Source organism: Bacillus sp. JJ1503, from assembly GCF_036965125.1.
In the GTDB taxonomy this organism is placed as follows: Bacteria; Bacillota; Bacilli; order Bacillales; family Cytobacillaceae; genus Cytobacillus.
The window spans coordinates 35,853-49,148 of record NZ_JBALOZ010000049.1; the positions used below are offsets into that span (position 1 = coordinate 35,853).

The window sequence follows — 13,296 nt, forward strand, 5'->3', positions numbered from 1 at the left end:
ATAGGTGATCCGTTTGTTCTATGAAGTTAGAATTACCAATAACAGGCTCATAAAAGAAATTCCAGTTCCCTTTGGCCATGCTTATTTTGGCGGCTATGTGATTTATAAGGGAAAATATTATCATCAGGATAATATTCAAGATATCCTAGAGGCAAACTTCTTTGAAAAACATTTACAAGATTTAATTGGGGAGTTTGTTTTTATTCAAGCTGACCAAAATGGAATAACAGCGATTGTCGATCGGAAGCGCAGTATTCCGCTTTTCTACTATAAAGAAGGATCTCGCTGGATTGTGACAGATAAAATTGCTCATCAGCAAGATCGGATGCTCCAGAAGACCGCTGCAAAAGAGTTCCTTCTTACAGGGTTTACCGCGAATGAAAAAACCCTTTATGAAGGGGTATATCAAATTGAAGCCGGCTCTTATCTTCACATCGATGTAGCGGGAACAGTCGATAATCATGAATACTACCAATTTTACCACCATCCAGAAAACAAGGAGCTCGAGCAATTCAGTGAAGAGCTTCAGGCGATTTTCCATGCGGTATTCAACGATTTAATCAAACGTTTGATTAATAAGGTTCCGATTTTGCCATTGAGCGGCGGATATGATTCGCGGATTATTGCCATTTTGCTGAAGGAATATGGGATTGAACATATTGCTTCCTTCACATATGGAAAAAGGGAAAATAAAGAAGCACAGGTAAGCCGTGATATCGCCAAGCGACTTGGATTAAAGTGGGACTTTATTGAGTACAAAAAGGATGATTGGCATCACTGGTACCATTCTCAGGAATGGAAGGATTATGTTGATTTTGCCGTGAATGGTTCGTCCATGGCCCATCTTCAGGATTGGCCGGCAGTAAGGGAGATCGTTACGAAACAGGATGAAGATTACGTCTTCATACCAGGGCATTCCGGCGACTTTGTAGCAGGCAGCCACTTAGCCTATGAAATCACGGTGGACCGTGAATTTACGGCTGACGATGTTGTGCAGTTTAACATTAATAAGCATCACAAGTTATGGGAAATGGGACAAGGGCTTCACTCATCTGCCACAGACGTTATAGCTGAAATGAAAAGGTCATTCAAAGACCTCCCGTATCAAACAAATGAGCAGGCAAGCGCCCTATTTGAATATTGGGATTGGCGAGAGCGGCAGGCAAAGTTTATTATCAACTCTATTCGCGTGTATGAGTTTTACGAAAAGGGATGGGATATTCCGTTATGGGATGACCGGTTAATGGAGTTTTTCAAAACAGTCCCTGTTGAATATCGCTTCAAGAAGTACTTATATGATTACACATTGAACAAAATGTATCCGGATTATTTCCCTGAGCCTGTAAAGCCAGTTGGGAAGGAGACATCTTTAAAACAGAAATACGGTGTCTTCTATAATACGGCGAAAAAGCTCTATAACAAGAAAAAGCTTTACCAGCAATACTATACAGAGCCTATGGAATGGTATGGGATTTATAAGACTTATCCTGAGTACGTGATGGCTTTGTCTTTCAAACATAATGGATACAAATATTCACAGCCTTATAATATTAATTCATTTTTAGCAAAAGACTATATTCAAAGCTTGAAAGGTGAATTTAAATGAAAATACTAACGATTCTTGGCGCAAGGCCACAATTTATTAAAGCAGCACCGGTATCAAGGGTTTTAAGAAAGCATATGGATGAGAAAATCATTCATACAGGTCAGCACTATGATGCAAATATGTCTGATATTTTCTTCGAAGAGCTTCATATTCCAAAGCCGGATTATCATCTTGGTGTCGGATCTGGCAACCATGGCAAGCAAACAGGTGAAATGCTTGCGAAAATTGAAGAAATCGTATTAAGCGAGAAGCCAGATTATTTAATGGTTTATGGGGATACGAACTCTACGCTAGCGGGCGCACTTGTGGCTGCTAAATTGCACGTTCCTGTTGTTCATATTGAAGCTGGACTAAGAAGCTTTAATAAGAAAATGCCGGAAGAAATTAACCGCATCATGACGGATCATGTATCAGAATTCCTATTCTGCCCAACAGATACAGCGGTTGAAAATTTAACAAATGAAAATATTACCCGCAACGTGTTTAACATCGGGGATGTCATGTACGATGCTGTTCTGTATAACCGTGAGCTTGCGAAGGAAAAATCAAATATCCTTGAGGAAGCTGGGTTAACTTCAAAAAATTACCATTTGATTACGATTCATAGAGCGGAAAACACTGATGATCTGCAAAATATGAAAAATATTTTAGAAGCTTTTTCGAAAATTGAAGAGGTTAAGGTGTGGCCAATTCACCCAAGAACGAAACATAAATTGGCTGACTACGGTATAAATCTCGGTGATGTTCCAAACTTAAAAGTCATTGATCCTGTTGGCTATTTAGATATGTTAACTTTAGAAGCTAATGCGAAGAAAATTGTAACCGATTCTGGCGGCGTTCAGAAGGAAGCCTATTTCATGCAAGTGCCTTGTGTGACAATCCGTGAGCAAACGGAATGGGTAGAGACCTTAACAGGGGAAGCCAATATCCTTACTGGTACAGATACTGAAAAGATCCTAGCAGCCGTTCAAAAAGAGGTTCACCCTGAATATAAAGAAGTGTTCGGTGATGGCCAGGCTTCAGAAAAAATTGTTGAACTTCTTAACAAAAAGTAGGTGCTGACGAATGTTGGCTTTCACGATATGGGTGATCGTATTAATTGTTTCCATCAAGCTATTTTCTAGCGTGTCTGGTAGCCTTTCCTTTACGAAACCCAATTTAAATTCATTAATCTTTTATTACTCCTTGTTTGTTTCCTGTTATATCGGAAGCCTGCTGATTGCTTTAGACATCGATCATTATTATATGATTAATAAGCTTGATCATGATGTTTATCGCTATATCGGCTTCGGAGCGGTATCCTTTGTCATGATTATGCTGCCGCTTACGATGTTTCTTGTCAGCAAGCTGGCTGGGTTTGATGCAAAAAAGGAATTCAATGACTATTTGAAAAAACCAATTGAAGAAACGTTTAATCAAAAAAATGAATTTTACTTGTTATTTCTAGGCCTCTCGATGATTTGTATGCTGGCCGTTGCCTATACGCTTTTAAAGACGAATCAAGTACCGATCTTCTCCCTTTTAAAAGGGAATCTTTCGGAATTAGGGTTACAGCGGATTGAAGCAGCAAGGAACTTTGGCGGGAATGTATTAATAAGAAATATTTTCGCGATTGCTTTGACGCCGCTTCTATCGTTAATTGCGTATGTATATGCGGTAAAAACAAGGCATTTGAAATGGATCTTTTTATTCTTCGCCCTTTTTGTCAGTGCATTGGTGATTAGTGTATATGACTTATCGAAATCACCGATTATTTTCTACATCATTATGTTTATATTTGTAAGACTGTATGTTGGCAAACTGGTGTTAAAGTGGCAGAAAATAGTAGGCTACACGATTAGTGGAGCAGCAGTCATTGTTGTCATGTATGTTTTTATCCAAGGTGTAAATGATCTGGACAGTTTTCTTAACTATTCATCCGGACCAATCGGACGAATTATTCTTGCTCAAATTTCGCCTACTTTCTTGCATTTGGATCTTTTTGGCCATTCCATCCCATTTCTTAATGGCAGGAGTCTTCCGTCAATTATTATCGAAAGGTTTGATATGGAGCAGGTCCGTTCCGCGAGATTGGTAATGGCGAATGCTTTCCCGAACCGGATTGAAGATGGGACTGGCGGAGTGCTGAATACGTTATTTATTGCTGAAGCTTATGCGAATTTCGGCTATTTGGGAATTATCCTAGGCACGATTTACGTGGGGGTTCTCGTTCAGCTTATCTATATCATTTTTATCAGACTGCCAAAAAATCCTGTCTTTTTATGCCTGTTTATTTATTTTTCCATTAATATTCCGCGGACATTAGTAGGTGGATTTACGGATTTTCTATTCAATCCCATTTGGATTTTCATCACTTGCTTATTCGCGGGAATTCTATTGTTTATTAGACTTCGTTTGGATTTGTTCGCTTACTTTTCAAAAAGAGGGTCTGTTAAGTCTTGATGTTCAATACTGGTGGGGCGAATTTGCTTTAAGAGCCTAGTTAAAGATACGGCTTGGCGGGTTATCCCTACTATTGTAAAGCAGGCAACGAACGATAAGGAGAACATATAATGAAATCAGTTTTGCTTTATTATCCTTTTGAAATAGCTGAAAATGCGAATAGCGGTTCCAAGCTTCGACCTAAGGAAATGTATAAGGCGTTTCAGGAATGGGGAGCGAAGGAGAATATCGAAATTCTGCTTTTGTCAGGAAATTCTTCTGCGAGGGAAACCCTTTTTGAACAATGGAAGGCAGAAGGGAAGCTTGAAAATGTTTGGTTTTGCTATATGGAAAATCAAACGATTCCTTTCTGGCTGACAGATAAAGGCCATATTCCGAAGAAGCCGTTGATCGATAAAAAGGTGTTGAGCTATTTAAAGCAGCGTCATGTGCCTGTTGGCGTTTTCTATCGTGATGTATATTGGAAGTTTGATGAGCTTTATCCGTTAAAAGGTGTTAAAAAGACGGTTATGCAAACCATTTATCGGATGGAGGAAAGGTTTTACAATAAGTATTGCCAAGTTATTTTCTTGCCTAGCGATGCGATGGGGAAGTATGTTGACATTCAAAGAGAGAAAATATCCCTACCGCCAGGCGGCAAAAAAGTGGACGTAGTGAAGAAGGAAAAGGATACTCAGTTCGCGCAAGGTCTTTATGTCGGCGGTATTAATAATGAAGATTACGGATTATTTTTGCTGCTTGATGCACTAGAAATTGCGAACAAGCAGGAAAAAGTGTCCGAATTGACGATTGTTTGCCGTGAGGATGAATACAAACAATTGCCCGAAGAGAAAAAGGCTCGCCTGCAAGAGATGGATGTAACCATTCAGCATGTAAGCGGCGAAGCATTAAATGATCTTTATCGTGAAATGGATTTTGCCTTTATTCCTAGATATCGGAGCACGTACAATGATTTCGCTGTTCCTGTTAAGCTTGTTGAGTATCTCTCTAATGAACTGCCAGTGATCGCCACATATTGTCAGGCGCAAAGAGAGATAATAGAGTCAGATGGGTACGGAATTATTTGCGAGGATAAGCCCGAGGATATGGCAAGAGCCATTAAAGAGATGGCCCTTAAGGCTACAGGATATCGGGAAAACATTCAAAACACCTTTTTGCAAAAGCATTCATGGACTGCTAGGGTGGAAAAAATTAAGAATGCCTTAGTAAAAGAGTAGTTTCGAGGCGCTGAAGCGCATTTACAGGAGGATTTATGAAAGTATTAATTTTGGCTCCAAGCAGGTCGATACACACGCATAAGTGGGCCTTATTTTATAAAAATAACGGGATAGAGGTTAAGGTTGTTACCTTTGCGGACCATTATTCTGAGGAAAATGCGAAGGAAATTGATACGATTACACTTCCCAAGCTTTTACCGGGGAAGCTATCTTATTTTTCAAGCGTTTTTGCCCTTAAGAAGGTGTTAAAACAATTTAAGCCCGATATTTTCCATGCCCATTACGCCTCAAGCTATGGCTTTGTCGGAGCGCTTGCGAATTATAAGCCTTTTTATTTGTCTGTATGGGGAAGAGATGTTTTTCAGTTTCCGCAGCAGGGCAGTTTAAATCGGAAAATGGTTGAATATACTTTGTCGAAAACGGATGTGATTGGTTCTACAAGTCATATCATGGCTAAAGAAACGAATAAGTATACAAACAAAAACATTTTTGTTACGCCATTTGGAGTAGATATGGCGAAGTTCAAACCTCTTCCAGGCTTAAAATCTGAGGACCATATTACGATTGGAACGGTAAAGGCACTCGAAGATAAATATGGGATTGCTGATTTAATTCATGCCTTTGCAGACATCTATAAGAGTAAAAGCAATGCAAGGCTGCTCATTGTAGGGGATGGCCGTCAAAGAGATGAATATATCCAATTAACCCGCGATTTGAAAATTGAAGATGTCACTACTTTTACTGGACGGGTTCCAAATGACAAGGTTCCGGAATATATCAATAAAATGGATGTATTTGCTGTCCCTTCAACAGAGGATAGTGAGAGCTTCGGTGTCGCGGCGGTTGAATCGATGGCGTGCGGAGTACCGGTAGTCGTTTCTAATGTTGGCGGATTGCCTGAAGTCGTTGTTGAAGGCAAGACTGGATACGTTGTACCGAAGGAAAATCCGAATGAGTTAGCAAAAGCCATCCTTTCTTTAGTTGAAAATAAAGAAAAGAGCAGAGAAATGGGGCTAGCAGGAATAGAGCATGTGAAAGCTCATTATAATTGGGTAGATAATGCCAATGGAATGCTAGATCTATATGAAAAAACCTTGAAAGAGGGGATGAAATCATGATTAAAAAGGCGGTAATTCCTGCTGCAGGGTTGGGGACTAGATTTTTGCCGGCAACAAAAGCACAGCCGAAAGAAATGCTTCCAATCGTTGATAAACCAACGATTCAATATATTATTGAAGAAGCCGTTGAATCGGGGATTGAGGATATTATTATTGTAACGGGAAGAAGCAAAAGGGCGATTGAGGACCATTTTGATAAATCCGTAGAGTTAGAAATGCTGCTTGAAAGAACTGGCAAGCATGATATGCTCGAAGTTGTCGAGAATATCTCTAATCTCGTTGATATTCATTATGTTCGCCAAAAAGAGCCGCTTGGCCTAGGACATGCTGTGTTATGTGCGAAGAAGTTTATCGGAAACGAGCCTTTTGCGGTATTGCTTGGTGATGATATCGTTGATAGTGAGGTTCCGGCTCTTAAACAAATGATTAATCAGTATAATCAAGTTCAATCCAGTATTTTGGGCTGTAATGAGGTTCCGCTTTCAGAAGTAAATAAGTATGGAATCGTGAATTACTCAGAAAAATCGGGGGACCTTTATAAGGTAGAAAGTTTGGTTGAGAAACCAGCGATTGAAGAGGCTCCATCTACACAGGCGATAGTGGGGCGTTATATTTTATCACCAGCCATTTTTGAATTGCTTGAAGAGGTAGCCCCGGATAAAAAGGGTGAAATCCAGCTTACGGATGCGATTGATCGTTTATTAGGAAAAGAATCGATTTATTCCTATATTCTTCAAGGAAAGCGGTACGATGTTGGGGATAAATTTGGTTTCTTACAGGCATCAATTGATTATGCCTTAAAGCGTCCAGATCTTAAAGATAAACTGGAAGCGTATATTAAACAGTTAAAAGTGAATTAATTGGAGATGGGAAAATGAGAGTGATTTATTTATGTCAGCATTTTCCCCCTGAAACAGGTGCTCCGCAAATTCGTGTATACGAAGTGAGTAAAGAGCTAATTAGCAGAGGACATCAGGTGGAAGTGATTACCGCATTTCCTCATCACCCTCACGGAATTATCCCAGAGGAATATCGAGGAAAGTTTTATATGTTTGAAGAATGGGATGGGATCCCTGTTCATCGTTCTTGGATTTACCCATCTCCAAAGGGAAGCTTTTGGAAGCGGCTTGCTTCTTATTTTTCCTTCACCTTTAGTGCCTTTTATTCCATTATGAAATCCAAGCCAACCGATGTGATCATCTGTAATTCCCCGCCGTTATTTCTTGGGATTACGGGATACATCGGTGCGAAAATGAAGCGGGCTAAGTTTGTCTTCAACATTGCGGATATTTGGCCGGAATCAGCGGTGGAGCTTGGCATTTTGAAAAATAAAAGCTTTATCCGCTTGGCGGAGATACTTGAAAGGTTCTTGTATAAGAAGTCGTGGAAAATTGCGACTGCTACTGAAGGTATTAAGGATTATATGGTTCGAAAGGGGAAGGATGAGGCAGATGTGTTTCTTCTTCCGAATGGAGTAAATACAGATACCTTTTTGCCACTTCCAAAAGATCATGAACTGCTAGAGAAAATCGGCATTCAAGGGAAAAAGGTATTTATGTACGCAGGAGCTTTAGGCTATGCTCAAGGATTAGATTCTGTATTGGGGGCAGCTCTTTTATTAAAGGACAAGCTTCCAGATGTACATTTACTCTTCGTTGGAGACGGTCAGGAGCGAGAAAAGCTGCTGAAAATGAAAGAGGATTTTCAGCTAGATAATGTGACATTCTACGGTTCCGTTCCTGTCTCGGAAATGCCAAGGATGTTCTCGATTTGTGATTATAGTATAGTTTCGTTGAGAAACATTGAACTGTTTAAAGGGGCAAGGCCATCGAAAATTTTCCCTGCTATTTCTTCAGGGAAACCCGTTTTATACTGCGGGGATGGAGAAAGTGCTGCCATTTTGGATGAATACCATTGCGGTAAAATTGCTCCGCCGGAAAACCCAGAGGGAATTGCGGCTGCCATTGAGGAGTTAATGAAAGTATCTGATGATGAGTATCAAGCCATGAGTGAAAATGGACGCAAGCTTGCGATTGAGCAGTATTCATGGAAGAGCATTGTGGATGATATTCTGGATAATATTGATATAAAGCGAAAAGAAAAAGCCAATTCCTGATTGTGGAATTGGCTTTTTAGCTTATTATCGAGATACCGTTGTCCCCTGGAAGTAATGAGTAAGGATTTGCTCGGCAGTCCAGCCTCTTTCCGCAAAGCCTTTTGCACCGTATTGGCTCATGCCGACTCGGTGGCCCCAGCCTTTCCCATTTAGGGTAACAGTTGTAATGTTTCCTGTTCCTTCATTCGTCACGACGCCGTTCGCCGTTTGAATGGAAACCTTTGAATCCGTCAGCGTGACTTCGCCATTTGCTGTTTGCACTTTTTGCCCTTTCAAATCTCCAATAGCGGTCGTTCCGCTAGAAGTCTGTACAGAAAGATTTTGCGAAGCAGAGCCATTAAGCTGAATGTCGAACCAGTTGGATTGCAATTTATTATAAAGCTGTGGGTTGTTCAGTGGAAAATAGTTTCGAATAATCGATTCATTTCCCGTTACGGTTTTATCTCCTGCAGAGGTTTTAATCGTAATGCCTTTTACCTCTCCGTTTGCACCTGTTTTTGATAAGGCAATGTCATAGATTTGTGCTGATAGATCTGTGAATCCGAAAGATTTTAGCAGAGTTTCAGCAGGAAATGTTTCAGTCCAGTTACTGAACGGAGATGATTCATATGGATCATCTACTGAAACAAGATATGGGAAGTGCTCTTGCTTTGAGTTCCAAACATCACCAACATTTGCCGTTCTGCCGCCGCTTGTGGAAAAGAAAAATGTTTGGATCGGCTTGCCGTTATATTTGACTAGCATTCCCTCTGTTTCCTTAATGGCCGCATTCGTTCTTGCATCTTCACCAGAATAGCCTCGATATACTTGGCTAGCTGCGGTGCTTGTCAGCATCAACGTGTTGGCAGCATAGCTTCTTGCTGATATTGCTTGAGCCTTCAGTGCTTCCTTATGAAAGGAGGCAGGCATTTCACTCGGGACAACACCCTTTAAATAATCTTCCATATCAAGAATGTTAATGATTTCGACCTTGTTTCCATTTGGCTTTAAAAAGAAGCTTCCTCTATATGTAGTGCCATTGCTGACTCTTACAAGAGATGTACTCGTGCTGATTTTCTCCTGTAAATTAAAGCCTGTTACAGAATTAAGGCTAGTCCCATTAAAAGTGACATTTACATTTGAACCGTCCTTTTTAACGGTAAGAACCGTACCTTGTGGTAGTTCTGTGATTTCAGCAGTATCTTTGTTATTTAACTGATAACTTCCATTTGCGGTTAACGTAACACTCGTTGCCAGATGTACCGATACATTTACTTCCTTCGGATAATTTACTAGTTCAGCTGCTTTTGAGTCTGTTGGAAGATAGACTAGGAGCAATAGGAAACTAGCAATGATAGAAATGAACTTCTTCAATTTATTTCACCTCGCTAAGAGATCCGGATACCCATCCTTTTACTCCAGCAGAAGTTTCAGCATTGTACCAAACTTCTCCTTTTGCGTTAGTAAATGTTGAAATATATTTCAAAGTAGTTCCTTTTTTCAGCGTTTCGATGACGGCATAGCTAGTCGTAGCACCTTTACGCAGATGAACATCTCCAAATGTAACGACCTGTGTCGGACCGCTCGTGCTCGGTTTTGTTACAGAAACCTCATTCGAAAATACCCATCCCTTTACAGTAGCTGAAAGTTCAACACGGTACCAAAGGCCTGTTGAGGAAGTAAATTGATCAATGACCTTCAAGGATGTTCCTTGTGTTTTTGTAGCGATGACTTTATAGCTTTTCGTTGCGCCGGAATGAATATTAACCGATGCATTGGCTACATAAACAGTCGATGGAAGTTCTCCGTTTGCCGGTGGCTGAGTCGTAGTTGGCGGTGGCGTTACAGGATTAGAACCTAGTTGAGAAATCTGAGCTTTCAAACTATTAATCTCTTGCTGTTGTGAATTAATCTTATTTTCAAGCTCAGTCATTTTTGTCTTCATTGGATTTAATTGAGAGGTTACCCAATCCACACTGGCTAATACAACATTGCTAGAAGCGTTCATCGCCTGTGGAGTTGCCAATACAGCGCCTGCTCCAATGCTAAGTGTCAATGCTCCAGCAACAATTAATTTTTTAGACCGGTTCATTTATTTTTTTCCCCCTATGTATTTTTTTGTTTTATAAAAAAAAATTTGGGTATTATATAAAAAATACCCAAATTCACTTACATATAGTAGATTAACATAAATTTTTTTGTCGGGAAATAGGATTACTAGATTTTAGAAATTGTTAAAGTATTCCTCTAAACCTTTTGTGATCCCAACAGCCGCTTTTTTGCGGAATGCTGTTGTTTTTAGTAACGCTTCTTCATTTGGGTTAGAAATGAATGCTAATTCAACAAGAACACTTGGAAGATCATTCATACGGTTTACATAGAATGATTGTTCCTTTACACCTCTATTATACGTATTCATAGAGGAAACCATATTTTTCTGAATTGCCGTTCCTAGCGTTTTACTTCTAGGACCGTTAAAGTTAACGGTTGAATTATAATAGGTCGTTGTTCCTTTTGATGTTGAAGAAAAAGAGTCTCCGTGAATGCTAATGAACGCATCCGCTTGTGAACGATTTGCGATATCGGTTCTTTGTGATAGCTCTAAAAAGATATCTGTACTCCTAGTTAAAGTGACAATCGCTCCATATGCTTCCAGTTCCTCCTTGAGGATTAGAGCCGTGCCTAAATTCACATCTTTCTCTTTTAGCCCAGTCGGGCCAACAGCCCCTGCGTCTTTTCCGCCATGCCCGGCATCGATAATAATATGCTTGCCAAGCAATCCTAATGGAACAATTTTGATCGATAACTTATCGTTATAATCTCTGATTGTAAAAGAGTAACCTGGTTCAAATGTGACGATGACAGATTTTTCACTGCCGGACGAAATTGTCTCAACGGATTTTATACCTGGAATAGCCCCTTTTGGCAGATCAACGTCCGTTAATCCTCCGGAAAGCTTTAATCGATTGGACGATAAAGTAGAGTAAGAGATTGAATATTTACTAGGCTTTTTCCAGTTTAAGTATTGATGCCCATCCAAATTAGTCACTTCAGGAGATAGAAGCTTCTTCTCTAATAATTGAAGGGAATCCATGTGTGTATCCTGAATCCAGCCTGTATTTCCAGATGAGCTCTTTACTTGAAGCCAATATTGACCAAGTGAATTCGTAAAGTCACCAACAAAAGTTATAGTACTGTTCTTTTTTAGAACTTCCTTTACTTTATATTGGGGTGAAGCACCGGAATGTAAAGAAATATTGCTAGCTCCTACAATGAGGATAGCCCCTTTACTTAAGGTAGGCTTAGTTGATACGACCGTTTCATGCACCCAGACTGTTTGATTAGAACTGTTGAGGGCTTTGTACCATAGATCACCGCTTGTGTCGTATGCCTTGTCTATAGCTGTTAACAAAGTTCCCATTGTCGCTTGATCAATAACAGAATCATTTGTTGATGGGCCGCTTCTTAAATTGGCTACTTGCGCACTTACGTATAAATCAATATTTAATGATTCAGTTGCACTGATTGTATTAGCTGGGACCCAGCCTAATAATGTTGGGGTAACCTCAACTCTCAGCCAAGTAGCTCCATTTGCATTTGTAAAATGATCAATGACTTTTACCTTTTGGTTTACCGATAGCTTGCTTATAGATGCATAGGAGTCAGTCGCCCCTTTTCTTACATCAATTCCGTTTTGACTGCTGTATACAAAGCTGCCAACCTCTGGAAGGGGGTTAGTCTCTGTATCAGGAGGGCTTGGCAGATTGGCAGCGGGCTTAAAGGCATCCTCATGAATCCAGCCCTTAATAGTCCCTAAGTCTGCGCGATACCAGGTTTCTCCAGCAGCATTTTTAAATGTGTCAATTATGTTGATCTTTTGATTCTTATAAACGTATGTAACAAAGCTGTAGGATCCAGTGGCTCCCTTTCTGACTGCGGCCTTGGATTGAACTGTCTTGCTTTCTATAGCAGGAGGTGCAGGCTTCGAATCGGTCACCGGGGTTAAGTAGCTTTGAATGACCCATCCTTTAATCGAACCAACTTCGATTCGGTACCATAATTCCCCTTTGCTATTTTTAAAAGTATCGATTACTTTTACCTTCGTTCCTTTTGATAGCTTTGTTACTACTTCATAAGAGGTTGTAGCGCCTTTTCTAACATTTACTTGATCTTCTGTAATGGTTGCTTCTTTCCCTGTTTGCAGAGGAGATTGATTAGTAGAATTCTCGGTAAAGCTGCTCGCTAATCCCCATCCTTGTTTGCTGCCTAAATCAACTCGATACCATGTTTCACCAGCTGAGTTGATGAATTCATCAATAACTGTCACACTTTTTCCTATTGGAAGAGATGTTACTAGAGGATAGGCAGTTGTAGCGCCTTTTCTAATCTCAACATTTTGGTCTACGAACATATTAGCCGGAGTATTTAGGTTTTCCGCTTGTACGATGGCAGGAAATAAAGCAGCAGTGGCAAGAACAGAAGAGGCAATGAGTTTTTTCAAATTTCTTCCCTCCGTCGACAAAATTTAATAGATACTACCTTATTCTAGCGAATTTTGTCTAATCTTCCAACCCGTAAAAGCAAATTTAGGCATTTATAATTATGAAAAAAATGTAAGGTGGTAGATTAAGCTAAAAATAGAAATGTTTGATGTTTTCTTTTAGAAGGTGAGGGAGACAAAAACGTTATGGTTGAGTTGTTCAATGGAAGGGTTTAGCGGGTGAACGAGATAAAACGGTGACATAGGGTTGTTCAATGTAAGGGTTTTGAGGGTGAACGAGATAAAACAGTAACATAGGGTTGTTCAATGTAAGGGTT

10 protein-coding genes are annotated in these 13,296 nt (G+C 40.0%); 7 read left to right on the forward strand and 3 right to left on the reverse strand.

Annotated elements, in window-relative coordinates; translation table 11 throughout:
• The first annotated feature begins 13 nt into the window (after positions 1–13).
• The 7 genes from V7149_RS04790 to V7149_RS04820 all read left to right on the forward strand — a co-directional run bounded on the left by V7149_RS04790 (position 14) and on the right by V7149_RS04820 (position 8,499).
• Complete coding sequence (locus V7149_RS04790; protein WP_335344511.1) at positions 14–1,606, forward strand: asparagine synthase C-terminal domain-containing protein; 1,593 nt, start codon at positions 14–16, stop codon at positions 1,604–1,606.
• On the forward strand, positions 1,603–2,661 hold the full coding sequence (gene wecB / locus V7149_RS04795; RefSeq protein ID WP_335344512.1) for a non-hydrolyzing UDP-N-acetylglucosamine 2-epimerase: 1,059 nt from the start codon (positions 1,603–1,605) through the stop codon (positions 2,659–2,661). The genes V7149_RS04790 and wecB overlap by 4 nt, the downstream gene beginning before the upstream one ends.
• A gap of 10 nt (positions 2,662–2,671) precedes the next feature.
• Positions 2,672–4,048, forward strand: a complete 1,377-nt coding sequence (locus V7149_RS04800) for an O-antigen polymerase (RefSeq protein ID WP_335344513.1) — start codon at positions 2,672–2,674, stop codon at positions 4,046–4,048.
• Between the two features lie 110 nt (positions 4,049–4,158).
• A complete protein-coding gene (locus tag V7149_RS04805) occupies positions 4,159–5,265 on the forward strand; it encodes a glycosyltransferase (protein ID WP_335344514.1) in 1,107 nt (368 codons plus the stop codon).
• 35 nt (positions 5,266–5,300) lie between these two features.
• On the forward strand, positions 5,301–6,383 hold the full coding sequence (locus tag V7149_RS04810; RefSeq protein WP_335344515.1) for a glycosyltransferase: 1,083 nt from the start codon (positions 5,301–5,303) through the stop codon (positions 6,381–6,383).
• Positions 6,380–7,243 carry a UTP--glucose-1-phosphate uridylyltransferase GalU gene (gene galU / locus V7149_RS04815; protein ID WP_335344516.1) on the forward strand — a complete coding sequence of 288 codons (864 nt, stop codon included), beginning with the start codon at positions 6,380–6,382 and terminating at the stop codon, positions 7,241–7,243. Before V7149_RS04810 ends, galU begins: the two co-directional genes overlap by 4 nt.
• Positions 7,244–7,257: 14 nt before the next feature.
• The gene (locus V7149_RS04820; protein WP_335344517.1) at positions 7,258–8,499 is read left to right on the forward strand and encodes a glycosyltransferase family 4 protein; all 1,242 of its coding nucleotides are present in this window, start codon (positions 7,258–7,260) and stop codon (positions 8,497–8,499) included.
• Positions 8,500–8,523: 24 nt separating this feature from the next.
• Here V7149_RS04820 and V7149_RS04825 read toward each other — a convergent pair whose 3' ends face one another.
• From V7149_RS04825 to V7149_RS04835, 3 genes are all read right to left on the reverse strand, one after another.
• On the reverse strand, positions 8,524–9,852 hold the full coding sequence (locus V7149_RS04825) for a SpoIID/LytB domain-containing protein (protein ID WP_335344518.1): 1,329 nt from the start codon (positions 9,850–9,852) through the stop codon (positions 8,524–8,526).
• A 1-nt stretch (position 9,853) separates the two neighbouring features.
• Complete coding sequence (locus V7149_RS04830; protein WP_335344519.1) at positions 9,854–10,570, reverse strand: SH3 domain-containing protein; 717 nt, start codon at positions 10,568–10,570, stop codon at positions 9,854–9,856.
• A gap of 132 nt (positions 10,571–10,702) precedes the next feature.
• A complete protein-coding gene (locus V7149_RS04835; RefSeq protein ID WP_335344520.1) occupies positions 10,703–12,979 on the reverse strand; it encodes an N-acetylmuramoyl-L-alanine amidase in 2,277 nt (758 codons plus the stop codon).
• Positions 12,980–13,296: the final 317 nt, after the last annotated feature.

Bases quoted from the DNA above. Each gene is read 5' to 3' on its own strand.
- galU (WP_335344516.1), top strand. From the start codon at position 6,380: ATGATTAAAAAGGCGGTAATTCCTGCTGCAGGGTTGGGGACTAGATTT.
- V7149_RS04800 (WP_335344513.1), top strand. From the start codon at position 2,672: ATGTTGGCTTTCACGATATGGGTGATCGTATTAATTGTTTCCATCAAG.
- V7149_RS04820 (WP_335344517.1), top strand. From the start codon at position 7,258: ATGAGAGTGATTTATTTATGTCAGCATTTTCCCCCTGAAACAGGTGCT.
- V7149_RS04810 (WP_335344515.1), top strand. From the start codon at position 5,301: ATGAAAGTATTAATTTTGGCTCCAAGCAGGTCGATACACACGCATAAG.
- V7149_RS04830 (WP_335344519.1), bottom strand. From the start codon at position 10,570: ATGAACCGGTCTAAAAAATTAATTGTTGCTGGAGCATTGACACTTAGC.
- V7149_RS04805 (WP_335344514.1), top strand. From the start codon at position 4,159: ATGAAATCAGTTTTGCTTTATTATCCTTTTGAAATAGCTGAAAATGCG.
- wecB (WP_335344512.1), top strand. From the start codon at position 1,603: ATGAAAATACTAACGATTCTTGGCGCAAGGCCACAATTTATTAAAGCA.